The organism is Streptomyces kanamyceticus, assembly GCF_008704495.1.
GTDB lineage: Bacteria > Actinomycetota > Actinomycetes > Streptomycetales > Streptomycetaceae > Streptomyces > Streptomyces kanamyceticus.
In genome coordinates this window covers 4,273,490-4,296,971 of record NZ_CP023699.1, presented here as the reverse complement: position 1 = coordinate 4,296,971, position 23,482 = coordinate 4,273,490, and the positions used below count along the sequence as shown (strand labels likewise).

Annotated in this window: 22 protein-coding genes; 19 read left to right on the top strand and 3 right to left on the bottom strand. The window is 69.5% G+C overall.

Going from position 1 to position 23,482, the window contains the following annotated elements; genetic code table 11:
- Positions 1-25: 25 nt before the first annotated feature.
- The 5 genes from CP970_RS17825 to CP970_RS17805 all read left to right on the top strand — a co-directional run bounded on the left by CP970_RS17825 (position 26) and on the right by CP970_RS17805 (position 6,112).
- Positions 26-745, top strand: coding sequence for a prepilin peptidase (locus tag CP970_RS17825; RefSeq protein ID WP_079043803.1), 720 nt, complete (start codon positions 26-28; stop codon positions 743-745).
- A gap of 114 nt (positions 746-859) precedes the next feature.
- Positions 860-2,059: a cyclic dehypoxanthinyl futalosine synthase gene (gene mqnC / locus CP970_RS17820; RefSeq protein WP_055552187.1), complete on the top strand. Its 1,200-nt coding sequence runs from the start codon at positions 860-862 to the stop codon at positions 2,057-2,059.
- Between the two features lie 7 nt (positions 2,060-2,066).
- Positions 2,067-2,666, top strand: a complete 600-nt coding sequence (locus tag CP970_RS17815) for an imidazolonepropionase-like domain-containing protein (protein WP_055552185.1) — start codon at positions 2,067-2,069, stop codon at positions 2,664-2,666.
- 152 nt (positions 2,667-2,818) lie between these two features.
- Positions 2,819-3,514 (top strand): demethylmenaquinone methyltransferase, encoded by a 696-nt coding sequence (locus CP970_RS17810; protein WP_055552183.1) that lies wholly within the window; start codon positions 2,819-2,821, stop codon positions 3,512-3,514.
- Between the two features lie 213 nt (positions 3,515-3,727).
- Positions 3,728-6,112, top strand: coding sequence for a zinc ribbon domain-containing protein (locus CP970_RS17805; protein ID WP_150493531.1), 2,385 nt, complete (start codon positions 3,728-3,730; stop codon positions 6,110-6,112).
- Positions 6,113-6,157: 45 nt separating this feature from the next.
- Here CP970_RS17805 and CP970_RS17800 read toward each other — a convergent pair whose 3' ends face one another.
- Together CP970_RS17800 and CP970_RS17795 are read right to left on the bottom strand one after the other, a co-directional pair.
- The gene (locus tag CP970_RS17800) at positions 6,158-6,445 is read right to left on the bottom strand and encodes a PASTA domain-containing protein (protein WP_240507279.1); all 288 of its coding nucleotides are present in this window, start codon (positions 6,443-6,445) and stop codon (positions 6,158-6,160) included.
- 102 nt (positions 6,446-6,547) lie between these two features.
- Positions 6,548-7,081, bottom strand: coding sequence for a GNAT family N-acetyltransferase (locus CP970_RS17795; RefSeq protein ID WP_055543683.1), 534 nt, complete (start codon positions 7,079-7,081; stop codon positions 6,548-6,550).
- A gap of 97 nt (positions 7,082-7,178) precedes the next feature.
- On the opposite strand from CP970_RS17795, the gene CP970_RS17790 reads away from it, so the two are divergent.
- Both CP970_RS17790 and CP970_RS17785 read left to right on the top strand, forming a co-directional pair.
- Positions 7,179-8,465 carry a geranylgeranyl reductase family protein gene (locus CP970_RS17790; protein WP_055543684.1) on the top strand — a complete coding sequence of 429 codons (1,287 nt, stop codon included), beginning with the start codon at positions 7,179-7,181 and terminating at the stop codon, positions 8,463-8,465.
- Between the two features lie 58 nt (positions 8,466-8,523).
- The gene (locus CP970_RS17785; RefSeq protein ID WP_055543685.1) at positions 8,524-8,853 is read left to right on the top strand and encodes a putative quinol monooxygenase; all 330 of its coding nucleotides are present in this window, start codon (positions 8,524-8,526) and stop codon (positions 8,851-8,853) included.
- 101 nt (positions 8,854-8,954) lie between these two features.
- On the opposite strand, the gene CP970_RS17780 is transcribed toward CP970_RS17785, so the two are convergent.
- Complete coding sequence (locus CP970_RS17780) at positions 8,955-9,782, bottom strand: C40 family peptidase (RefSeq protein ID WP_055543686.1); 828 nt, start codon at positions 9,780-9,782, stop codon at positions 8,955-8,957.
- Between the two features lie 840 nt (positions 9,783-10,622).
- Here CP970_RS17780 and CP970_RS17775 point away from each other — a divergent pair.
- The 12 genes from CP970_RS17775 to nuoL are packed head-to-tail and all read left to right on the top strand — an operon-like array spanning position 10,623 to position 23,477.
- Positions 10,623-10,982: an NADH-quinone oxidoreductase subunit A gene (locus tag CP970_RS17775; protein ID WP_003992243.1), complete on the top strand. Its 360-nt coding sequence runs from the start codon at positions 10,623-10,625 to the stop codon at positions 10,980-10,982.
- A 20-nt stretch (positions 10,983-11,002) separates the two neighbouring features.
- Entirely contained in the window at positions 11,003-11,557 is a 555-nt protein-coding gene (locus CP970_RS17770) for a NuoB/complex I 20 kDa subunit family protein (protein ID WP_031035164.1), read from the top strand.
- The gene (locus CP970_RS17765) at positions 11,554-12,309 is read left to right on the top strand and encodes an NADH-quinone oxidoreductase subunit C (RefSeq protein WP_055543687.1); all 756 of its coding nucleotides are present in this window, start codon (positions 11,554-11,556) and stop codon (positions 12,307-12,309) included. The genes CP970_RS17770 and CP970_RS17765 overlap by 4 nt, the downstream gene beginning before the upstream one ends.
- On the top strand, positions 12,309-13,643 hold the full coding sequence (locus CP970_RS17760; RefSeq protein WP_055543688.1) for an NADH-quinone oxidoreductase subunit D: 1,335 nt from the start codon (positions 12,309-12,311) through the stop codon (positions 13,641-13,643). The genes CP970_RS17765 and CP970_RS17760 overlap by 1 nt, the downstream gene beginning before the upstream one ends.
- Positions 13,640-14,413, top strand: a complete 774-nt coding sequence (nuoE, locus tag CP970_RS17755) for an NADH-quinone oxidoreductase subunit NuoE (RefSeq protein WP_079043120.1) — start codon at positions 13,640-13,642, stop codon at positions 14,411-14,413. The genes CP970_RS17760 and nuoE overlap by 4 nt, the downstream gene beginning before the upstream one ends.
- Entirely contained in the window at positions 14,413-15,774 is a 1,362-nt protein-coding gene (gene nuoF, locus CP970_RS17750; RefSeq protein WP_055543689.1) for an NADH-quinone oxidoreductase subunit NuoF, read from the top strand. The genes nuoE and nuoF overlap by 1 nt, the downstream gene beginning before the upstream one ends.
- The gene (locus CP970_RS17745) at positions 15,771-18,338 is read left to right on the top strand and encodes an NADH-quinone oxidoreductase subunit G (protein WP_055543690.1); all 2,568 of its coding nucleotides are present in this window, start codon (positions 15,771-15,773) and stop codon (positions 18,336-18,338) included. Before nuoF ends, CP970_RS17745 begins: the two co-directional genes overlap by 4 nt.
- Positions 18,338-19,720: an NADH-quinone oxidoreductase subunit NuoH gene (nuoH, locus tag CP970_RS17740; protein WP_224059237.1), complete on the top strand. Its 1,383-nt coding sequence runs from the start codon at positions 18,338-18,340 to the stop codon at positions 19,718-19,720. The genes CP970_RS17745 and nuoH overlap by 1 nt, the downstream gene beginning before the upstream one ends.
- The gene (nuoI, locus tag CP970_RS17735) at positions 19,713-20,435 is read left to right on the top strand and encodes an NADH-quinone oxidoreductase subunit NuoI (protein WP_224058494.1); all 723 of its coding nucleotides are present in this window, start codon (positions 19,713-19,715) and stop codon (positions 20,433-20,435) included. Before nuoH ends, nuoI begins: the two co-directional genes overlap by 8 nt.
- On the top strand, positions 20,432-21,271 hold the full coding sequence (locus CP970_RS17730; RefSeq protein WP_055543691.1) for an NADH-quinone oxidoreductase subunit J: 840 nt from the start codon (positions 20,432-20,434) through the stop codon (positions 21,269-21,271). Before nuoI ends, CP970_RS17730 begins: the two co-directional genes overlap by 4 nt.
- Positions 21,268-21,567 carry an NADH-quinone oxidoreductase subunit NuoK gene (gene nuoK, locus CP970_RS17725; protein ID WP_055543692.1) on the top strand — a complete coding sequence of 100 codons (300 nt, stop codon included), beginning with the start codon at positions 21,268-21,270 and terminating at the stop codon, positions 21,565-21,567. Before CP970_RS17730 ends, nuoK begins: the two co-directional genes overlap by 4 nt.
- Before the next feature lie 14 nt (positions 21,568-21,581).
- Positions 21,582-23,477, top strand: a complete 1,896-nt coding sequence (gene nuoL / locus CP970_RS17720; RefSeq protein ID WP_055543693.1) for an NADH-quinone oxidoreductase subunit L — start codon at positions 21,582-21,584, stop codon at positions 23,475-23,477.
- The last annotated feature ends 5 nt before the right edge of the window (positions 23,478-23,482 follow it).

Sequence of the window (23,482 nt, the reverse complement as noted above, 5' to 3'; positions counted from 1 at the left end):
CCCACAACGGGGGAGACGGAATCCCGTGGAGCTGATCCTCGTCCTCGGCGGCGCCCTCTGGGGCGCCATCGCCGGGCTCTTCGTGCCCCGCGCCGCCTACCGCCTCTCCGTTCCGCCGGAAGAGGCGTGGCGGGCCGAGACGCCGACCGGGCAGCCGCTCGCCTCGTGGGTCGGCCTCGCCCGGTGCCCGAAGGGCGACTGGTACGGGCCCCGTACCTTCGTCGTCGCCCCCGCCACCGCCCTCGTCTGCGCCGCGCTCGCGCTCACCACGGGGGCGCGGCCCGAGCTCGGCGTCTGGCTGCTGCTCGCGCCCTTCGGCGTGCTGCTGACCATCGTCGACTTCACCGTGCACCGGCTCCCCGACGTCCTGACGCTGCCGCTCGCGGGCGCCGCGCCCCTGCTGCTCGGGGGCGCCGCGCTGCTGCCCGAGCACGGGGGGTCGTGGCCGGGCGCGCTGTACGGGGCGCTCGCGCTGGCCGGTGCGTACTTCGTGCTCTTCCTCATCAACCCCAACGGCATGGGCTTCGGCGACGTGAAGCTCGCGCTGTGTCTGGGGGCGGTGCTCGGCTGGTACGGGTGGGGCTCGCTGCTGCTCGGCACCTTCGCCGGGTTCCTGCTCGCCGCGCTGTACGGCGGGGCGCTGGTCGTCGCCCGCCGTGCCGGACGCAAGACGGCGATCCCCTTCGGCCCCTTCCTGCTCGGCGGCGCGTTCGTGGGCCTGCTCATCGGGTCGTACGCGGCCTGAGGCCACCTTGTACACCCGCCTCGCACGCCCGCCTGAGCCCACGTCGGAGGGCCGAGGGGGCCCTGGCGTACGCTGGCGTGGTCCGTCCACAACCCTTACGAAAGGGACGCCCCGGTGACCGAGAAGGCCGACCTTCAGTCCGTCCTCGACCGTGCCGCCGCAGGTGGGCGGATCACCCCGGAAGAGGCGCTCGACCTCTACCGTGACGCCCCGCTGCACGCGCTCGGCGCCGCCGCCGACGCCGTGCGCCGCCGCCGCTACGCCGGTACGGAGCACATCGCGACGTACATCATCGAGCGGAACATCAACTACACGAACGTCTGTGTGACGGCGTGCAAGTTCTGCGCGTTCTACGCCGCTCCGAAGGACACCAAGAAGGGCTGGAGCCGCGACCTCGACGACATCCTGCGCCGCTGCGCGGAGACCGTCGAGCTGGGCGGCACCCAGGTCATGTTCCAGGGCGGCCACCACCCGGACTACGGCGTGGAGTACTACGAGAAGCACTTCGCCGCGATCAAGAAGGACTTCCCGCAGCTGGTCATCCACTCCCTCGGCGCGTCCGAGGTCGAGCACATGGCCCGGATCTCCAAGGTCTCCGTCGAGGAGGCGATCCAGCGGATCCACGCCGCGGGTCTCGACTCCTTCGCGGGCGCGGGTGCCGAGCTGCTCCCGGCGCGGCCGCGCAAGGCCATCGCGCCCCTCAAGGAGTCCGGCGAGCGCTGGCTGGAGATCATGGAGATCTCCCACAACCTGGGCGTGGAGTCCACCTCCACCATGCTGATGGGCACCGGCGAGACCAACGCCGAGCGCATCGAGCACCTGCGGATGATCCGCGACGTGCAGGACCGGACGGGTGGCTTCCGGGCCTTCATCCCGTACACGTACCAGCCCGAGAACAACCACCTCAAGGGCCGCACCCAGGCGACGATCTTCGAGTACATCCGCATGATCGCGATCGCCCGGATCTTCCTCGACAACGTGGCGCACATCCAGGGCTCCTGGCTGACCACGGGCAAGGAGGCGGGCCAGCTCACGCTGCACTACGGGGCGGACGACCTCGGCTCGGTGATGCTGGAGGAGAACGTCGTCTCCATGGCCGGCGCCAAGCACCGCAACAACCTGCGCGACATGATCGACATGATCCGCACGGCGGACCGCGTCCCGGCCCAGCGCGCCACGACGTACGAGCACCTCGTCGTGCACGACGACCCGGCCAACGACCCCGTCGACGACCGCGTCGCCTCGCACATCTCCTCCACGGCGATCGAGGGCGGCACGGCCCACCCGGAGCTGAAGCTCCTCGCCACCAACTGAGGCCCCGTTGCTGACACTTCACGTCGCCGAGCACTCTCCGGAGACGGCGGTCCTGGCCGAAGGGGCGAGCATCGCCGCCGTCGGCCCCCACGAGGAGCTGGCCGCCGCGCACCCTTCGGCCCGTGTCCGGCGCTGGCCCGGCATCCTGACGCCGGGGCTGCTCAATCCGTACGCCCCCGAGCTCCTGGAAGCCACGTACCACCCGGACCCCCGGGAGGCCGACGAGCTCGGGACCGAACCCATCGGCGGCGAGCGCGCGGCGGCGATCTTCCGCGCCGACCCGTCCCGCCTGAGCGCCAGCGCACGCCGCGGCGTACAGCGGATGCTGGCGCACGGCACGGTGGCGGTCGCGGGTGAACTCCGCGCGCGCCCCGTCATGGACGCCGTCGGCAGGGCGGGCCTCGCGGTGGGCCAGCGCCCACCGCGCCTGCCGGGCCCGCCGTCCCTGTCACCGACCCCGCTGGTCCTGCTCCCGCCGCTGACGGAGGGCGCCGCGGCGAGGTTCGCGATCTTCGACGTACGGAACCGCGCCGAACTGGTGGGACGCGGCGCGGGAACGTGCGTGGCGACGGTGATCGCGGGCCGCTTGGTGTACCGCGCCCGCTGAGGGGCCCCGGCAAGGGGACGCCCCGTAAGGGGCGCGGGGAGCTGCGCGAGCAACCACCACGCAACCCGCACTCGCCAGCGGCGGAAGACGGCACACGTGACGGCGGAACGCCCGCCGCAGGCGAAAGAACCCGGGCCTGCCACAATGAGCAAGTGACCCGCGCCTCCCTGGAAAAGCAGCCCCACGAAGTCGCCACGATGTTCGACGACGTGGCGGAACGCTACGACCTCACCAACGACGTGCTCTCCTTCGGCCAGGCCCGCCTCTGGCGCAAGGCGGTCGCCAAGGCGGTCGACGCCCGCCCCGCGCAGAAGGTCCTCGACCTCGCCGCGGGCACCGCCACCTCCTCGCAGCCGTTCGCGCAGGCGGGTGCGTACGTCGTGCCGTGCGACTTCTCGCTCGGGATGCTGACGGTCGGCAAGAAGCGCCACCCCTGGATGCCGTTCACCGCGGGCGACGGGACGAAGCTGCCGTTCAAGGACGACACCTTCGACGCCGTGACGATCTCCTTCGGGCTGCGCAACATCCAGGACACGAGCGCCGCGCTGCGCGAGCTGTACCGCGTGACCAAGCCCGGCGGCCGGGTCGTGATCTGCGAGTTCTCGCACGCGACCTGGGGTCCTTTCCGGACGGTCTACGAGGAGTACCTGATGCGGGCGCTGCCGCCGGTCGCGCGCGCGGTGTCGTCGAACCCGGACGCGTACGTCTATCTCGCCGAGTCGATCCGCAGCTGGCCCGACCAGCCCGCGCTGGCCGCGCTGCTCCAGGACGCGGGCTGGTCGAAGGTGGCGTGGCGCAACCTCACCGGGGGCGTGGTGGCGCTGCACCGCGGGTTCAAGCAGCTCTGATCAAGGGCCTCTGATCAGGCCTCTGGTCAAGGGCTCTTCGTAACGCTCCAGTTGAGACTGGGGATCCCGCGCCCATGGGAACCGGCCACCGGGCAAGATGTGTCCGTTGTAGCGACCCGGCCATTTCCTTATGTGGTTCTTATGGTTGACGGGTCGGTCATTCTCACCGGTGCTCCGGCATCCGGTGATCTCCTGGACCGACGGAGCGTTCTGATGGCGTCGTACTGCCCACACTGCGGGGCTCCCGCTCCTGACGAGGCCCGCTTCTGCATGAAGTGCGGACGCGAGCGTGCCCCCGAGCCCGGGGCCGAGCCCGAGGCACCCGCGGCTCTACCGGTCGCACCGTCCATGCCCCCGCCGCCCGCGCATCTGCCGGGTCCCGTCACGCCCTCGCCCGTCGGCGCCTTCCTCGGCCGTACGTTCCGTGGGGATTGGGCCGGTGCCGTGCAGGCCGCCCTGTGGCCGCTCGTGCTGCTGCTCGTCGGGGCGGTGGCGCTGGCCAGTCCGTCGTACGGGCAGGACGACGAGGTGGTCGTCGGCTTCGTCGACCGGCTGCGGGTCAGCCTCGCGCTGCTGCTCCAATCCGTCGGCGGCGGCTTCGCGTTGTCGGGCCACGAGCAGCGCCCTGTCTTCGACGGTACGGACGGTCTCGGCTCGGACTCCTCGGAGCAGGTGCTCCAGGGCACCGCGTCGCTGCACTTCGTCCCGCTCACCGTGACCGCGCTGTGGATCGTGGCGCTCCTCATCGGCGTACGCGTCCTGCGCAACCGGATCCGGGTGCGCGCCGCCGCCGCGCCGGGTGGTGTGCCCGGCGGCACGGTGGGGTTCGAAGCCGCCGTCCGCGTCACGCTGCTGGTGACCGCGGGCGTGCTCGCGCTCGCGCTCTTCGCGCAGCCCGAGATCGAGGGCATCGAGATCTCGTCGTCCCCGGTGCTCGCCGCGCTCGGCGCGCTGCTGCTCGGACTCGCCGTCTCCTGCGGGGTGTTGCACCGCGACGACCTCGTGCACCGGATGGCCGCACGCCCCGGCGCGCAGGCCGTCGTCCGCGCCGCGGGCACCGCGCTGCGCGCCCTCGTCGTCGTCCTCGTGCTCTGCTCGCTCGTCGCGTTCATCAGCCTCACCCAGGTCGACGACCTGGCCGAACTCACCGACCTCGACAACACGGACTTCTCCCCGCTCCTGGTCGCGCTGCTCCTCCTGCCGAACCTCGCGGTCACCGCGCTCGGCATCGGCTGGGGCGCGTCGGCCGAGGCGTCGGTGAGCGGCGGCAGTTCGATGTACGGCGGGGGCCAGGAGGGCGGCTCCTTCGGCCTCTCCGAACTGGGTGACGTCACCAACGACTGGGCGATCGTGGGCGCGTTGGCGCTCGGCCTCGTCTGCGCGCTGACCATCGGCGTGCTCGCGGCACGGCGCCTCGCGGGCCGCCGCGGCGAGCAGTTCCTCGCCGCGGGCGTCTTCTTCGGGCTCGTACTGCTGCTCGCCGCTTGCAGCGGGTTCGGCGTCGAGGCGTCCGGGGCCGGTAGCGGTGGCGGGGGTTCGGAGTTCGGCGGGGGCAGCGGCAGCGGCAGCGGTTCCGTGGAGACGGGGATCGGCGTCCCCGAAGTACTGCTGTTCGGGCTGTTGTGGATCGGCGCGGCGACGTTCCTCGCGCCGTACCTGCTGCGGATGGTGGGGGAGCGGGGGGTTGCGGCCGGGGGTGCGGCTGCGGTTCCGGTCGCGCCGATGGCGCCTCCCGTGCCGGGGGCGCTGCCGACTCCTTCGTACACACCCACCTCTTCGAACGCATCCGCCCCTTCGTACGTGCCCACCATCGAAGTCACCCCGTCGTACGCGCCCGCCCCCAAGCCCCGTAGCAGCGCGGGCATCTGGGTGGCCACGATCGCCGGGGCCTTCGTCATCGGCGGCGGCGCGGCGGCCGGGATCCTGTTCTGGCAGAACGGCGGCGGTGACGACAAGACGGACGGTGCGGCGAAGGGGGCCAGCGCATCGGCGAGCCAGTCCGGGTCCCAGGCGCCGAGCCCGGTGGCGTCCGGCGGGACGGAGAACCCGGAGCCGAGCAGCAGCGGGGATGCCGCGAGCGCCGGGGCTTCGGGGGGTTCCGGCGACTCCGGCAATCTCGGAGCGGTGAACGTCCCCGAAGGCTCCGAGATCATGACGGACCCCGAGGGGTTCTCCTTCGCGGCGCCGGAGGGCTGGCGCAGGCAGCCCGTGGATCCGCAGCGCCCCGGGCAGATCACGTACTCCGGTTCGACCGGGCGCGAGGAGTTCCTCGTCGGCGTCGTCACGGACGCGCCCTACACGTCGTACGACAACTTCACCAACATCGAGGAGCACACCAAGTCGGCCCCGGACAAGTCCGACTACCAGCGCGTCAGGCTGGAGCGGAACACCTTCCAGGGGCGGTCCGGCGCGATCTGGGAGTACACCTACACGGACAAGGCGGACCGCACCATCCACGCCCTGGACCAGAGCTACATCGCGGAGAACGGCACGGAGTACGCGATCCAGTTCTCCTGGCGCGAGGACTTCCTGTCGTCCGGCGAGGGCGCGAAGACGCATCGGACGGCCCTGGACACCTGGCGGCTCATCAGCGACTGAGTCGCTGGATGGTTGGGGCTCGGGGCGGCCGGGCCCCCGCGCCGCTCACGGCGCGGCCGTCACCTCGGGCCCCGGCTCGTCCAGCTCCCTGCGCAGTTCGCCGCCGCCCGGCGGCCCCGGGCGGCGCGGCTCGCGCACCCCGGCGCCGCCCTCGCCCTCGCCCGGGCCCAGGTCGAACCAGACGGTGACGGCCGCGCCGTGCGGCACGTCCGCACCGGGTGGCGGGTACTGGCGTACGACGTGTTCGACGACGACGTCGTGGAAGCCGGGGCGGTCGGGCGCCACGAGCCGCACGCCGTGCCGCGCGGCGGCCTCGCGGGCGTCCATCGCCATCAGGCCGATCAGGCGTGGCACGCGCACCTGGGGCGGCTCGGGCACCCTGGGCGGCTCGGGCACGGACGTCACCCCCTCTGCGGTACCGGCAGGGTAGACCCGCTACAGGGTGAGCCGGAAGCAGTGGGCCACGCGCCGGGGCTCCGCATCGCCTTGCGCCCACGGGGTGGTGAACGTCTCGGCGAGCTCCATGCCGATCCGCCGGGTGACCGCGATGGAGCGCTCGTTGCCCGAACGGACCATCGCCACCACGCTCGGCACCCCCGCGGCGCGCAGCCGTTCGACCGTCGCCACCGCCGCCGCGGTCGCGTACCCCTTGCCCCAGGCCGAGCGGGCGAGGCGCCAGCCGATCTCGATCTCGCCGGTCGGGCCCCAGTCGCGGGGCCAGGGCTGGGCGCCGGTGAAGCCGATCGGCTCGCCGTCCGCGTCGAGCAACGTCCACAGGCAGTAGCCCAGTTCGGCGTCGTGTCTGCGCTGGCGCGCGGTCAGCTCCTCGTACATGGAGAGCTCCGCCGACGTGCCGCCGAAGAACTCCATGACCTCGGGGTCGTCGAAGAGCCGGTGCCAGGCGAAGGCGTCCTCGTGGGTGGGAACCCGCAGGTGCACGGCGGGCAGGGTCGCTGTCTGGTCGCTCACGTGTGGCCCTTCGGCTGGCTGATCGGTACCGCCTCATAGACTGCCCGTATCCCGTGCCGGTCGGCACAATGATTTCGAGCCTTGGGGAGAACCCGCCGTGACCGAGCCCCTCTCCGAACACTCAGCGGACGTCATCGTCGTCGGCGCCGGGCCCGCCGGGTCGACGACGGCGTACTACCTGGCCAAGGCCGGGCTCGACGTACTGCTTCTGGAGAAGACCGCGTTCCCGAGGGAGAAGGTCTGCGGCGACGGCCTCACGCCCCGCGCCACCAAGCAGCTCGTGTCCATGGGAATCGACATCTCCGAAGAGGCGGGCTGGCTCAGGAACAAGGGCCTGCGCATCATCGGCGGCGGCATGCGCCTCCAGCTGGATTGGCCGGATCTCGCCTCTTACCCGGACTACGGCCTGGTCCGTAAGCGCGACGACTTCGACGAGCAGCTCGCCCGGCAGGCGCAGAAGGCGGGCGCCCGCCTGCACGAGCGCTGCAACGTCGGCGAGCCGATCATCGACGACCGCACGGGCCGCGTCACCGGCGTGCACGCCAAGCTCGGCGAGGAGAAGACCCCGGTCACCTTCCACGCCCCGCTCGTCGTCGCGGCCGACGGCAACTCCTCGCGGATCTCGCTCGCCATGGGCCTGCACCGGCGCGAGGACCGCCCGATGGGCGTCGCCGTGCGGACGTACTTCACCTCGCCCCGCCACGACGACGACTACCTGGAGTCCTGGCTGGAGCTGTGGGACCGGCGCGGACCCGGCGAGGACCGGCTCCTGCCCGGCTACGGCTGGATCTTCGGCATGGGCGACGGCACCTCCAACGTGGGCCTCGGCATCCTCAACTCCTCCAAGGCCTTCCGCGAGCTGGACTGGCGCGAGGTCCTCAAGGCGTGGTGCGCCTCGATGCCGGAGGACTGGGGCTACACCCCGGAGAACATGACGATGCCGATCCGCGGCGCCGCCCTGCCGATGGCCTTCAACCGCCAGCCGCACTACACCAAGGGCCTGCTCCTGGTCGGCGACGCGGGCGGCCTGGTCAACCCGTTCAACGGCGAGGGCATCGCCTACGCCATGGAGTCGGGCCAGATCGCGGCGGACGTCATCGTGCAGGCACACGCGCGTGCCACCCCCGCCCAGCGCGAACTGGCGCTGCAGAACTACCCGCAGACCCTCAAGGACGTCTACGGCGGCTACTACACGCTGGGCCGCGCCTTCGTGAAGCTCATCGGCAACCCGAAGGTCATGAAGATCGCCACCCAGCGCGGCCTGACCCACCCGATCCTGATGAAGTTCACCCTGAAGATGCTCGCCAACCTGACCGACCCGACGGGCGGCGACGCGATGGACCGGATCATCAACGGGCTGAGCAAGGTGGCTCCGAAGGCGTGAAGCGGCGTCCGTAAGGTCTGATTTGGTCGTAGTGCCGGGTCGGAGGCAGGGTGGACGCATGATTTTCATCGCCGTCAAGTTCACCGTCCGCCCCGAGCACAGCGACAGCTGGATCGAGCGGACCGCCGCATTCACCGCCGCCACGCGCGCGGAGCCGGGCAACGTCTTCTTCGAGTGGTCCCGCTCCGTCGACGTCCCGAACCAGTTCGTGCTCCTGGAGGCATTCGCCGACGGGGACGCGGGCGCCGCGCACGTCGGCTCCGACCACTTCAAGGCCGCCATGGACACGATGGCGGAGGCGATCGCCGAGGTTCCCGAGATCGTGAACATGGAGATCGAGGGCGACGGTTGGTCGCGGATGGCGGAGCTCTCGCCGAAGAACGGCTGAGCGTACGTCCCGAAGAACGGCTGAGCGCACGTCTCAGGGCATGACGAGGGCCGGAACCCCACTGGGGGGTTCCGGCCCTCGTTCGTGTCGCTAAGAGGCCGTCAGAGGACGCGCACGGCGCCCGAGGCCGGGTAACCCGACAGGTCCTGGATGACAACGCCCTTGCTGGGGTTGGCGGCGTCCAGGTACTGGCCGTTACCGATGTACACACCGACGTGGTAGGCGGAACCCTTGCCACCCCAGTAGAGGATGTCGCCGACCTGGAGGTTCGAGGTGCCGACCTCGGTGCCCATCGTCGACTGGTCCTGCGAGACGCGCGGGAGGTCCACGCCCGCCTGCTTGAACGCGGCCTGCACCAGGCTGGAGCAGTCCCAGGCGTTGGGGCCCGAGGCACCCATCACGTAGGCGTCGCCGAGCTGCGACTTGAGGAAGCTGATGACCGAGCCGACGCTGCCGCTGGCCGGGGGAGCGACCGAGTCGGAGGAGCTCGCGGAGGAGCCGCCACCCGTGGACTGCGTCGAGAGGTTCGTGCGCTCGGTGGAACGCGAGGCGCGCTCCTGCTCCGCCTTCTTCTTGGCGGCGGCCTCGGCCTTGCGCTTGGCCTCGGCCTTCTTCTCGGCCTGCGCCTGGTCTTCCTTGGCCTGCTTGGCGGCCTTGGAGGCGGCGGCGTCCTGCTCGGCGCGCGACTCGTAGGAGTCGGCGGCCTGCTGGGTGACGTCGGCGGAGTGCGCGATCTGGGCGGACAGATCGGCGCTGAGCGTGGGCATCTCGATGGTCTCGGTCACCGGCTCGGCCGCGTTCGCCGTACCGGCCGCCGCGGCCACTGCCAGGGTGCTGAGGACGCCACCGGCAACTCCGGCGCGCAGGGCGACCTTCGTGGCGCTGCGGCGGGGCTTCCGGTGGCTGGGTATGTGAGCGGTGTGGGACATGAGACCAACCGCTATCAGGGACTCAGGGTTCCCTTCAAGAAACGTGTCCTGCGCCACAGTTGCCCGCGGCGCGGCTGAATCCCGGGCGTGTCGCTTCTTATTGACGCCGTAACGGGCAATGCGGACACGGCCGATCACGCCTGTGATCATGGGTTTTCCATGATACGTCCGAATTGCCCTTGGTCTACCACCGGTTGAGCCGGTTGGCCAAGCCCGGTTTATTCGGCGCGAGAGGCGTTGTGGCACAGGTCACACGGGGACCCTCTCGGGGGTCTCCCTGAGACCTGGCCGAGACCTCCCTGAGATCTCCCGGAGTTTTCGGGTGCCCTCTGTGCCGATTTCGAACCATCCGGAGGGGTGCTCGCCCGTTCGCGAGACATTCGGTGCCGACCGTTGGCGAGTTGCCTGAGTCGCCCGGCGTCCACCCGTTCGTGAATCGGCGCACGCGTCCACATCCGTCCACACCTCTCCCGCCAAAGTGTGAACGCGGCTCCTCTATCAAGCGATCCCGTCCAGCACCAATTTGCCTGTGGGTCCCCTGTCTTGATAGAGCGGCACGCTCTCGACCAGGGGTGACTCGTCAAGATGTCACCTCTAGTGATCACTCAGGCGCTTCGCGTACGAAGATCACCGCTCATCCGACTTCATGATCCTTCGTCAGGTGGTGGAGATCACAAAGCCGTTGTCGCACCCCGTGTCGCAGATCACAGACCGCCGGGCATAAGATGCGGGGCAGTTGGGCTTGTGACCTGCTTCACATGTGCGCGATCTTCGATGGGATTCAGGGCGCGGTCCGACGCAACCGCCAACAGTCAGTGCCGACTGAGAGGAGCGAGGAGCGTGAACGCCTATGCGCCCATCCTCGTGCTGGGAGCCCTCGGGGCAGGCTTTGCGATCTTCTCCGTGGTCATGGCCACGCTTATCGGTCCAAAGCGGTACAACCGAGCCAAGCTCGAGGCGTACGAGTGCGGTATCGAGCCGACACCGACGCCGGCCGGTGGTGGGCGATTCCCCATCAAGTACTACCTGACGGCGATGCTCTTCATCGTCTTCGACATCGAGATCGTCTTCCTTTACCCCTGGGCCGTCACCTTTGACGCGCTGGGGATTTTCGGGCTCGTGGAGATGCTGCTCTTCGTGCTCACCGTCTTCGTCGCGTACGCGTACGTATGGCGGCGCGGCGGCCTGGAATGGGACTAAAGGTCTGAGGGGCAAAGAGCATGGGACTCGAAGAGAAACTGCCGAGCGGATTTCTGCTGACCACCGTCGAACAGGCCGCGGGCTGGGTGCGCAAGTCATCCGTCTTCCCGGCCACGTTCGGCCTCGCGTGCTGCGCCATCGAGATGATGACGACGGGCGCCGGGCGGTACGACCTGGCGCGCTTCGGCATGGAGGTCTTCCGCGGTTCACCGCGCCAGGCGGACCTGATGATCGTGGCGGGCCGGGTGAGCCAGAAGATGGCGCCGGTGCTGCGGCAGGTCTATGACCAGATGCCCAATCCCAAGTGGGTCATTTCCATGGGGGTTTGCGCGTCATCAGGTGGGATGTTCAACAATTACGCGATTGTGCAGGGTGTGGACCATGTCGTCCCTGTTGACATCTATTTGCCCGGTTGCCCGCCGCGCCCCGAGATGCTGATGGACGCGATTCTCAAGCTCCACCAGAAGATCCAGGGCTCCAAGCTCGGCGTGAACGCGGAAGAAGCGGCCCGTGAGGCGGAGGAGGCGGCCCTCAAGGCGCTCCCCACCATCGAGATGAAGGGGCTGCTGCGGTGAGTGACGCGCACGACTCGCATGGCTCGCACGATGAGCACCTGAACGGCAACGGCGTACCGGCGCCGCGCGACGAGGCCGGCGAGGTCATCGGCGTACGCAGGGGCATGTTCGGCGCCAACGACGGCGGCGACACCTCCGGCTACGGCGGTCTCGTACGGACCGTCGCGCTGCCCGGCGCTTCCTCGCGCCCCTACGGCGGCTGGTTCGACGAGGTCGCCGACGAGCTGGAGGGGGCCCTGGAGGAACAGGGCCTGGTCCCGGAGAACGCGATCGAGAAGACGGTCGTCGACCGCGGCGAACTCACCTTCCACATCGCGCGCGAGCACCTCCTGCGCGTCGCCCAGACCCTGCGCGACGACCCGGCGCTGCGCTTCGAGCTCTGCACCGGCGTGAGCGGCGTCCACTTCGAGGGCACCGCGTCCTCCCAGAACGTGGGCCGCGAGCTGCACGCCGTCTACCACCTGCGCTCGCTCACCCACAACCGGCTGATCCGCATCGAGGTCAGTGCCCCCGACGCCGATCCGCACGTCCCTTCCCTCGTCTCGGTCTATCCGACCAACGACTGGCACGAGCGCGAGACGTACGACTTCTTCGGTCTGATCTTCGACGGTCACCCGGCGTTGACGCGGATCATGATGCCGGACGACTGGCAGGGCTTCCCGCAGCGCAAGGACTACCCCCTCGGCGGCATCCCCGTCGAGTACAAGGGCGCCCAGATCCCGGCTCCGGACCAGCGGAGGTCGTACAGCTGATGTCTGCAACTCAGGGAACTTCCCCCGCTTCCGCTCGTGAGACCACCGAGGGGACCGTATATACGGTCACCGGCGGCGACTGGGACGAGGTCGTCCAGTCGGCGGCCAAGGCCGACGACGAGCGCATCATCGTCAACATGGGTCCCCAGCACCCGTCCACGCACGGCGTGCTCCGGCTGATCCTGGAGATCGAGGGCGAGACCGTCACCGAGGCTCGCTGTGGCATCGGCTATCTGCACACGGGCATCGAGAAGAACCTCGAATACCGCACGTGGACGCAGGGCACGACGTTCGTCACGCGCATGGACTACCTGACGCCGTTCTTCAACGAGACGGCGTACTGCCTCGGCGTCGAGAAGCTCCTCGGCATCGAGGACCAGATCCCGGACCGCGCCTCGATCATCCGCGTGCTCCTCATGGAGCTCAACCGGCTCTCCTCGCACCTGGTGTGCATCGCCACCGGCGGCATGGAGCTCGGCGCGACCACGATCATGATCTACGGCTTCCGTGATCGTGAACTCATTCTCGATATCTACGAGTTGATCACCGGCCTGCGGATGAACCACGCGTACATCCGGCCCGGCGGACTCGCCCAGGACCTGCCCCCGGGCGCCGTGGACCAGGTCCGAGAGTTCGTGAAGAAGATGAAGAAGAACCTCCCGGAGTACGACAAGCTCGCCACCGGGAACCCCATCTTCAAGGCCCGCATGCAGGACGTCGGCTATCTGGACCTCTCCGGCTGCATGGCGCTCGGCGCCACGGGCCCCGTCCTGCGCTCCGCGGGCCTCCCGCACGACCTGCGCAAGACGGACCCCTACTGCGGCTACGAGAACTACGACTTCGACATCCCGACCGCCGACACCTGCGACTCCTACGGGCGGTTCCTGATCCGCCTGGAAGAGATGCGGCAGTCCCTGCGGATCGTCGAGCAGTGCCTCGACCGGCTCGCCCCCGGCCCCGTCATGGTCGAGGACAAGAAGATCGCCTGGCCCGCGCAACTGGCGCTCGGCCCGGACGGTCTGGGCAACTCGCTCGACCACATCAAGAAGATCATGGGCACCTCCATGGAGTCCCTCATCCACCACTTCAAGCTGGTGACCGAGGGCTTCAGGGTCCCGCCGGGGCAGGTGTACACGGCGGTCGAGTCGCCCAAGGGCGAACTCGGCGTGCATGTCGTCTCCGACGGGGGCACCCGCCCCTACCGGGTCCACTTCCGCGACCCGTCCTTCACCAACCTGCAGGCCATGGCGGCGATGTGCGAGGGCGGCCAGGTCGCCGACGTCATCGTCGCCGTCGCGTCCATCGACCCCGTGATGGGAGGCGTCGACCGGTGACCACCACTCCTTCCGAGCAGAGTGCGGGCGTCAGCCTGGGCATGCCCCAACTCCCCGCCCCCGACTACCCGGCCGACGTGCGCGCCAGGCTCGACGCGGACGCCAAGGAGGTCATCGCCCGCTATCCGGACTCGCGCTCGGCCCTCCTTCCCCTGCTGCACCTGGTGCAGTCCGAAGAGGGGCACGTCACGCGCACGGGCATGCGGTTCTGCGCCGAGGTGCTCGGCCTGACCACGGCCGAGGTCACCGCGGTCGCGACCTTCTACACCATGTACCGGCGCAAGCCGTCCGGCGACTACCAAGTCGGCGTCTGCACCAACACGTTGTGCGCGGTGATGGGCGGCGACGCGATCTTCGACGAGCTCAAGCAGCACCTCGGCGTCGGCAACGACGAGACGACCGAGGACGGCAAGATCACGCTTGAGCACATCGAGTGCAACGCCGCCTGCGACTTCGCCCCCGTGGTGATGGTCAACTGGGAGTTCTTCGACAACCAGACCCCCGACTCCGCCAAACGGCTCGTCGACGACCTGCGCGCGGGCGTGCCGGTGGAGCCCACGCGCGGCGCGTCGATCTGCACGTACAAGGAGACCGCCCGGATCCTGGCGGGCTTCCCCGACGAGCGGCCCGGTGCCGTCGAGGCGAGCGGCGGCGCGGGCCCCGCGTCGCTGATCGGACTGCGCCTGGCCAAGGGCGAGTTGCCGCAGCCGCGCGTGGTGCACCCGCGTGATGAGTCGCCCTCTGGCGCGGGCACCGAGGAGGGGGAGTGATGACCGTGGCAGCCGAGATCAACAACGAGACCAGCCCCGAGAAGCTGCTGGCGCCGGTCCTTTCGGCCTTCTGGGACGAGGACAAGTCCTGGACCCTTGAGACCTACCGGCGCCACGACGGGTACGAAGGGCTGCGCAAGGCCCTCGCCATGGACCCGGACGACCTCATCGCGTACGTGAAGGACTCGGGCCTGCGGGGCAGGGGCGGCGCGGGCTTCCCCACCGGAATGAAGTGGCAGTTCATTCCCCAGGGCGATGGCAAGCCACACTATCTAGTTGTCAACGCCGACGAATCGGAGCCGGGGACCTGCAAGGACATCCCGCTCCTCTTCGCGAACCCGCATTCCCTCATCGAGGGGATCGTGATCGCGTGCTACGCGATCCGTTCGTCGCATGCCTTCATCTATCTGCGGGGCGAGGTCGTCCCCGTGCTGCGCAGGCTGCACGAGGCCGTCCGCGAGGCCTACGCGGCGGGCTACCTCGGCAAGAACGTCCTGGGCAGCGGACTCGACCTCGAACTCACCGTGCACGCGGGCGCGGGCGCGTACATCTGCGGTGAGGAGACCGCGCTGCTCGACTCGCTCGAAGGCCGTCGAGGCCAACCGCGACTGCGTCCCCCTTTCCCTGCGGTCGCGGGCCTTTACGCATGCCCCACTGTCGTGAACAACGTCGAGTCCATCGCATCCGTTCCCGCGATCCTGAATCGCGGAAAAGACTGGTTCAAGTCGATGGGGAGCGAGAAGTCCCCCGGCTTCACGCTCTACTCGCTCAGCGGGCACGTCACCAGCCCGGGGCAGTACGAGGCGCCGCTCGGCATCACGCTGCGCCAGCTGCTCGACATGAGCGGCGGCATGCGGGCCGGGCACCGGCTCAAGTTCTGGACGCCCGGCGGCTCTTCGACCCCGATGTTCACCGACGAGCACCTCGACGTACCCCTTGATTACGAGGGCGTGGGCGCCGCCGGATCGATGCTCGGCACCAAGGCGCTGCAGTGCTTCGACGAGACGACGTGCGTCGTGCGGGCCGTGACCCGCTGGACCGAGTTCTACGCCCACGAGTCCTGCGGCAAGTGCACGCCCTGCCGCGAAGGGACCTACTGGCTGGTCCAGTTGCTCCGCGACATCGAGGCGGGCAAGGGCGTCATGGCCGACCTCGACAAGCTGAACGACATCGCCGACAACATCAACGGCAAGTCGTTCTGCGCCCTCGGCGACGGCGCCGCATCACCGATCTTCTCCTCGCTGAAGTACTTCCGCGAGGAGTACGAGCAGCACATCACCGGCAGGGGCTGCCCCTTCGACCCGGCCAAGTCGACGCTCTGGGCCGACAGGCCCGCCCACACCACGGAGGTGAACGCATGACAGTGACCACCAACAGCGCTCCCTCCGGGGGCGGTGAGGCGGCGGTTCCGCCCGAGGACCTCGTCTCGTTGACCATCGACGGCATCGACATCAGCGTCCCCAAGGGGACCCTGGTGATCCGGGCCGCCGAACTGCTCGGCATCGAGATCCCCCGGTTCTGCGACCACCCGCTCCTCGACCCGGCGGGCGCCTGCCGCCAGTGCATCGTCGAGGTCGAGGGCCAGCGCAAGCCGATGGCGTCCTGCACGATCACGTGTACGGACGGCATGGTCGTGAAGTCGCAGCTGACCTCGCCCGTCGCGGAGAAGTCGCAGCGCGGTGTGATGGAGCTCCTCCTCATCAACCACCCGCTGGACTGCCCGGTCTGCGACAAGGGCGGCGAGTGCCCGCTGCAGAACCAGGCGATGCAGGTCGGCGACCCGGACACCCGCTTCGAGGGCAAGAAGCGGACGTACGAGAAGCCGGTGCCGATCTCCACGCAGGTGCTTCTCGACCGCGAGCGGTGCGTGCTCTGCGCGCGCTGCACCCGCTTCTCGAACCAGATCGCGGGCGACCCGATGATCGAGCTGATCGAGCGCGGCGCGCTCCAGCAGGTCGGCACGGGCGAGGGCGATCCCTTCGAGTCGTACTTCTCCGGGAACACCATCCAGATCTGCCCGGTCGGCGCGCTCACCTCGGCGGCGTATCGCTTCCGCTCGCGCCCCTTCGACCTGGTCTCGTCACCCTCGGTGTGCGAGCACTGCGCGGGCGGCTGCGCGACCCGCACGGACCACCGGCGCGGCAAGGTCATGCGGCGGCTCGCGCAGGACGACCCCGAGGTCAACGAGGAGTGGATCTGCGACAAGGGGCGCTTCGGCTTCCGGTACGCGCAGAAGCCGGACCGGCTCACCACCCCCCTGGTGCGCGACGCGTCGACGGGTGAACTGGAGCCCGCCAGCTGGCCCGAGGCACTGGACGCCGCCGCGCGTGGTCTCGCCGCCGCGCGCGGCCGCGCCGGTGTCCTGACCGGCGGCCGCCTCACGGTGGAGGACGCCTACGCGTACAGCAAGTACGCGCGCGTGGCGCTCGACACGAACGACATCGACTTCCGCGCGCGCGTGCACAGCAGCGAGGAGGCCGACTTCCTGGCGGCCCGGGTGGCGGGGCGCGGCAGGGACCTGGACGGGTCCGGCGTCACCTACGCCGCCCTGGAGAAGGCCCCCGCCGTCCTGCTCGTCGGATTCGAGTCCGAGGAGGAGGCGCCCGGCGTCTTCCTGAGGCTGCGCAAGGCCTGGCGCAAGCACGGCCAGCGCACCTTCTCCCTCGCGACGTTCGCGACCCGCGGTCTGGAGAAGGCGGGCGGCACGCTGCTGCCCGCCGCGCCCGGCACCGAGACGGAGTGGCTGGACGCGCTCGCCGCCGAAGTGAGCCTCTCGGACGACGGGGCCAAGGCCGCCGAGGCGCTGCGCACTTCGGGGTCGGTCATCGTCGTCGGCGAGCGGCTCGCGGCCGTGCCCGGCGGGCTCACCGCCGCCGTGCGGGCCGCCTCCGCCACCGGCGCGCAACTGGTGTGGATCCCGCGCAGGGCGGGGGAGCGGGCCGCCATCGAGGTGGGCGCGCTGCCCTCGCTGCTGCCCGGCGGACGCCCGGCCACCGACCCGCGCGCACGGGACGAGGTCGCGTCCGCCTGGGGCGTCGCCGAACTCCCGCACCGCTACGGCCGCGACACCGGCCAGATCCTGGAGGCCGCCGCGACCGGTGAGCTCGGCGCCCTCCTGGTGGCGGGCGTCGAGGTCGCCGACCTGCCCGACCCGGCACGCGCGCGTGAGGCGCTCGGCGAGGTCGGCTTCCTGGTCTCCCTGGAGCTGCGGCCCAGCGAGGTCACCGACCACGCCGACGTGGTGCTCCCCGTGGCCGCGGTCGCGGAGAAGCCGGGCACCTTCCTCAACTGGGAGGGCAGGGCGCGGATGTTCGACGCCGCGCTCAAGCCGGACCAGATGACGCGCAGGCTGGCGCCGACCGACGCCCGCGTCCTGCACATGCTGGCCGACGCCGGTGACATCCACCTCGGCCTGCCCGATCTGCTGACCACCCGGCGCGAGCTGGACCGGCTCGGCGGCTGGGACGTCCCGCCCGTCTCCCACCACCACCCTTCTGACGAGGCGACAAGCGCCACACCTTCCTATTACGCGACCGAGCCCCTGGAGACCGGCGCCCAGTCGCCGAGGCCCGCCTCCGGAGAGGCCGTCCTCGCCGGACACCGGCTGCTCCTTGACCGGGGCCGCCTCCAGGACGGCGACGAAGCGCTCGCGGGGACGCGGCACGCGGCCCACGCGCGCGTGTCGCCCGCCACGGCCGCCGAGGCGGGCGTCAAGGACGGCGACGTCCTCGCCGTCAGCGGCCCGGCCGGGACGACCGAACTCCCGCTCCAGGTCACGGAGATGCCCGACCGGGTGGTCTGGCTGCCGCTGAACTCGACCGGGGGCGGCGTCACTTCGGACACCGGCGCGCACCCCGGCGACCTCGTCCGCATCGGCCCGGCGGTCCTGCCGGAGCCCTCTGAGGCCCCGGAGGTGACGTCGTGATGCACACCGTGGTGCCGCTTGCGGCGGAAGACCTGTCCATGTTCGGCCGTGACCCCTGGTGGCTGGTCGCCGTCAAGGCGGTCTTCTGCTTCGCGTTCCTGATGGTGACGGTGCTCTTCTCCATCGTGTGGGAGCGCAAGGTCGTCGCCTGGATGCAGCTGCGCATCGGCCCCAACCGGCACGGCCCCTGGGGCATGCTGCAGTCCCTCGCGGACGGCATCAAGCTGATGCTGAAGGAAGACCTGATCGTCAAGCGCGCGGACAAGGTGGTCTACATCCTTGCCCCGATCGTCGCCGCGATCCCGGCCTTCATGGCGATCGCCGTGATCCCCTTCGGCCCCGCGGGCAACGAAGTCTCGATCTTCGGCCAGCGCACCACGATGCAGCTCACCGACCTGCCGATCGCGATGCTCTACATCCTCGCGGTCGCCTCCGTCGGCATCTACGGCATCGTGCTCGCGGGTTGGAGTTCCGGATCCACGTATCCGCTGCTCGGCGGTCTGCGCTCCTGCGCGCAGATGATCTCCTACGAGATCGCGATGGGCGCGGCCTTCGCCTCCGTCTTCCTCTACTCCGGGTCGATGTCGACCTCGGCGATCGTGGAGGCGCAGGCCGACCGTTGGTACGTGCTGCTGCTGCCCGTCTCGTTCCTGATCTACATCGTGACGATGATCGGTGAGACCAACCGCGCGCCGTTCGACATGCCGGAGTCCGAGGGCGACCTCGTCGGTGGCTTCAACACCGAGTACTCCTCCATCAAGTTCGCGCTGTTCATGCTCGCCGAGTACGTCAACATGGTCACCGTCTCGGCGGTCTCGGTCACGCTCTTCCTGGGTGGCTGGCGGGCTCCGTATCCGATCAGCACGTTCTGGGAGGGCGCGAACCACGGCTGGTGGCCGATGCTCTGGTTCGTCATCAAGGTCCAGTTGCTGCTGTTCTTCTTCATCTGGCTGCGCGGCACGCTGCCACGCGTCCGCTACGACCAGCTGATGAAGCTCGGCTGGAAGGTCCTGATCCCGATCTCGGTGGTCTGGCTGATGCTCGTGGCCACGGTCAGGGCGATGCGGAACGAGAACTACGACTTCACCTCGATCGCGCTCTACGTGGGCGGCGGAGTCATCGCACTGCTGTTGCTCTCCGTGGTCGTCGACATCTTCCGCGACAAGCGCGAGAAGGGCGAGGCGGCGCTCGTCGAGGAGGAGGAGCCGGTCTCCTTCGACCCGATGGCGGGCGGATTCCCCGTGCCACCGCTGCCAGGACAGAGCCTGCCACCCGTGCCACGCCGCCGCTCGCGCCAGGAGCGGGAGCTGATTGTCAGTGGTGGCCCCGATACTCAAAGTGACGGAACCCGCAATGACGGAAAGGAGGCGTCCGATGGCTGAGCAGTCGAACCAGCCGGCCCGGTCGGGCAAGTCGAAGCTGCCGGCGCAGCCGCAGCAGTCGGCTGAACCGAACCAGTCGAATCAATCGAAGCAGGGGTTCCAGAACCCCGTGGCGGGCTTCGGCGTGACCTTCAAGGCCATGTTCAAGAAGCGGCTGACCGAGCAGTATCCGGAGCAGCAGAAGACCACCGCTCCCCGGTTCCACGGCAGGCACCAGCTCAACCGCCATCCGGACGGCCTGGAGAAGTGCATCGGCTGTGAGCTCTGCGCCTGGGCCTGTCCCGCGGACGCCATCTACGTGGAGGGCGCGGACAACACCGAGGAGGAGCGCTACTCACCCGGTGAGCGCTACGGCCGCGTCTACCAGATCAACTACGCCCGCTGCATCCTGTGCGGACTGTGCATCGAGGCGTGCCCCACGCGCGCGTTGACGATGACGAACGAGTTCGAGCTGGCCGACAGCAGCCGCGAGAACCTCATCTACACCAAGGAGCAGCTGCTCGCCGGGCTCGACGAGGGCATGGTCGAAAGCCCGCACTCGATCTTCCCCGGCATGGACGAGCAGGACTACTACCGAGGGCTCGTCACCGAGGCCGCGCCGGGGACCGTTCCCCAAGTGGCCGTCTCCAAGGGCGAGAAGCCCGCCGACGAGTCCTCCGAGAAGCCCTCCGAGAAGCCCTCCGAAGAGTCCCGGCACAAGGGGGTGGAGGCATGAGCGCGCTCGCCGCCTACTCCACCTCCACCGGCGAGGCCTTCCAGTTCTGGGTGCTCGGCACGGTCGCGGTGATCGGCGCCCTGTGCACCATCCTCATGAAGAAGGCCGTGCACAGCGCGCTCTGCCTGGCCGGGACCATGATCATCCTGGCGGTCTTCTACCTCGCCAACGGCGCGTACTTCCTGGGCATCGTCCAGATCGTCGTCTACACCGGCGCGATCATGATGCTCTTCCTCTTCGTGGTCATGCTCGTCGGCGTCACCGCCGCCGACTCCCTGAAGGAGACCATCAAGGGGCAGCGCTGGCTGGCCGCCCTGTGCGGGTTCGGCTTCGCGGTGCTGCTCTTCGCGGGCATCGGGAACGCCTCCGTGAAGGAGTTCAACGGCCTGGGCAAGGCGAACGCGGGCGGCAATGTGGAGGGCCTCGCGGGGCTCATCTTCACGAAGTACGTCTTCGCCTTCGAGATCACCGGCGCCCTGCTCATCACGGCCACGGTCGGCGCGATGGTGATGACCCACCGCGAGCGTACGGAGCGCGCCAAGACCCAGCGCGAGCGGGCCGAGGAGCGGGTGCGCGAGGGCAAGCACCTGCCGCCGCTGCCCGCCCCCGGCGTCTACGCACGGCACAACGCCGTGGACATCGCGGGCCTGCTCCCCGACGGCACCCCCTCCGAGCTCACGGTCATGCAGACCCTGCGCGAGCGCGGCCAGATCCGCGACGTGTCGGACGAGGCGCTCGAAGACCTGCGGGCGCTCGAGCAGCGCTCCACCGATCGGCTCGAGCGGCCCGACCTGCGCCGCACCGACAGCGGACGGACCGAGGAGGCGTCGAAGTGAACCCGGTCAACTACCTCTATCTCTCCGCCCTGTTGTTCGCGATCGGCGCGACCGGCGTGCTCATCAGGCGGAACGCGATCGTGGTGTTCATGTGCATCGAGCTGATGCTCAATGCCTGCAACCTCGCGTTCGTCACGTTCTCCCGCATGCACGGCAACCTCGACGGCCAGATCATCGCCTTCTTCACGATGGTCGTCGCCGCCGCGGAGGTCGTGGTCGGGCTCGCGATCATCGTGTCGCTGTTCCGTTCCCGCCACTCGGCCTCGGTCGACGACGCCAGCCTGATGAAGCTGTAAGGGGTCGCTGAATCGTGGAGAACCTGATTGCGCTGCTCGTCGCGGCGCCTCTGCTCGGAGCGGCCGTACTGCTGTGCGGCGGGCGGGCGTTGGACCGCGTGGGCCACTGGCTCGGCACGCTGCTCGCGGCCGCCTCCTTCGTCATCGCCGTCGTGCTGTTCACCGACATGCTGGGCAAGGGCGCCGAGGAGCGCTCGCTGTCCCAGCACCTGTTCAGCTGGATCCCCGTAGAGGGCTTCCAGGCGGACGTCGCCTTCCAGCTCGACCAGCTGTCGATGACGTTCGTCCTGCTGATCTCCGGTGTGGGCACCCTGATCCACATCTACTCCGTCGGGTACATGGAGCACGACGATCGGCGCCGCCGCTTCTTCGGCTACCTGAACCTCTTCCTCGCGGCGATGCTCCTCCTGGTCCTCGCCGACAACTACCTGCTCCTGTACGTCGGATGGGAGGGCGTCGGCCTCGCCTCGTACCTCCTGATCGGCTTCTGGCAGCACAAGCCCAGCGCGGCCACCGCCGCGAAGAAGGCCTTCCTGGTCAACCGGGTCGGCGACATGGGCCTCTCGATCGCCATCATGCTGATGTTCACCACCTTCGGGACGTTCGCCTTCGGGCCCGTCCTGGAGGCCACGGGTGACACGTCGGAGGGCAAGCTCACGGCCATCGGCCTGATGCTGCTGCTCGCCGCGTGCGGCAAGTCCGCGCAGGTGCCGCTGCAGTCCTGGCTCGGCGACGCGATGGAGGGCCCGACCCCGGTCTCGGCCCTGATCCACGCCGCCACCATGGTGACCGCGGGCGTCTACTTGATCGTCCGCTCCGGAGCGATCTTCAACGGGGCGCCCGACGCGCAGCTCGTCGTCACGGTCGTGGGCGCGGTCACGCTCCTGTTCGGTGCGATCGTCGGTTGTGCGAAGGACGACATCAAGAAGGCCCTCGCCGGGTCGACGATGTCCCAGATCGGCTACATGATCCTCGCCGCGGGCCTCGGCCCCATCGGCTACGTCTTCGCGATCATGCACCTGGTGACCCACGGCTTCTTCAAGGCCGGGCTCTTCCTCGGCGCCGGATCGGTCATGCACGGCATGAACGACGAGGTCGACATGAGGAAGTACGGCGGCCTCAGGAAGTACATGCCGGTCACCTTCGTGACCTTCGGGCTCGGCTATCTCGCGATCATCGGCTTCCCCGGGCTCTCCGGCTTCTTCTCCAAGGACAAGATCATCGAGGCGGCGTTCGCCAAGGGCGGCACGGAGGGCTGGATCCTCGGCTCTGTGGCGCTCCTGGGCGCGGCCATCACCGCGTACTACATGACGCGTGTGATGATCATGACCTTCTTCGGAGAGAAGCGCTGGCAGCCCGATGCGGACGGCAACGAGCCGCACCCGCACGAGTCCCCGAAGTCCATGACCATCCCGATGATCGTGCTCGCCTTCGGGTCGGTCTTCGCGGGTGGCTTCTTCTCCATCGGCGACCGCTTCATGCACTGGCTGGAGCCGGTCACCAAGCACGACCACGGCGACTCGCCGCTGAGCGCCGCGACGGTCACGGGCGCCACCATGGTGGTCCTCGTCATCGGCGTCGCCCTCGCCTACGTCCAGTACGGGCGCCGTCCCGTCCCGGTCACCGCCCCGCGCGGCTCGCTCGTCACCCGGGCCGCCCGCCGCGACCTCCTCCAGGACGACTTCAACCACGTCGTCCTGGTACGCGGCGGCGAGCACCTCACACGCTCCCTGGTCTACGTCGACCACACCCTGGTCGACGGAGTCGTCAACGGCACCGCGGCCTCGGTCGGCGGCCTCTCCGGGCGGCTGCGCAAACTGCAGAACGGCTACGCCCGCTCCTACGCGGTCTCGATGTTCGGCGGCGCTGCGGTACTCATCGCCGCGACCCTGCTGATGAGGGCGGTCTGATACCG

Bases quoted from the DNA above. Each gene is read 5' to 3' on its own strand.
- CP970_RS17800 (WP_240507279.1), bottom strand. From the start codon at position 6,445: ATGGCGATGGACGCCCGCGAGGCCGCCGCGCGGCACGGCGTGCGGCTC.
- CP970_RS17730 (WP_055543691.1), top strand. From the start codon at position 20,432: ATGAGCGCGCTCGCCGCCTACTCCACCTCCACCGGCGAGGCCTTCCAG.
- CP970_RS17745 (WP_055543690.1), top strand. From the start codon at position 15,771: ATGACAGTGACCACCAACAGCGCTCCCTCCGGGGGCGGTGAGGCGGCG.
- nuoF (WP_055543689.1), top strand. From the start codon at position 14,413: ATGACCGTGGCAGCCGAGATCAACAACGAGACCAGCCCCGAGAAGCTG.
- CP970_RS17760 (WP_055543688.1), top strand. From the start codon at position 12,309: ATGTCTGCAACTCAGGGAACTTCCCCCGCTTCCGCTCGTGAGACCACC.
- CP970_RS17770 (WP_031035164.1), top strand. From the start codon at position 11,003: ATGGGACTCGAAGAGAAACTGCCGAGCGGATTTCTGCTGACCACCGTC.
- CP970_RS17785 (WP_055543685.1), top strand. From the start codon at position 8,524: ATGATTTTCATCGCCGTCAAGTTCACCGTCCGCCCCGAGCACAGCGAC.
- nuoI (WP_224058494.1), top strand. From the start codon at position 19,713: ATGGCTGAGCAGTCGAACCAGCCGGCCCGGTCGGGCAAGTCGAAGCTG.
- nuoH (WP_224059237.1), top strand. From the start codon at position 18,338: ATGCACACCGTGGTGCCGCTTGCGGCGGAAGACCTGTCCATGTTCGGC.
- CP970_RS17805 (WP_150493531.1), top strand. From the start codon at position 3,728: ATGGCGTCGTACTGCCCACACTGCGGGGCTCCCGCTCCTGACGAGGCC.
- CP970_RS17780 (WP_055543686.1), bottom strand. From the start codon at position 9,782: ATGTCCCACACCGCTCACATACCCAGCCACCGGAAGCCCCGCCGCAGC.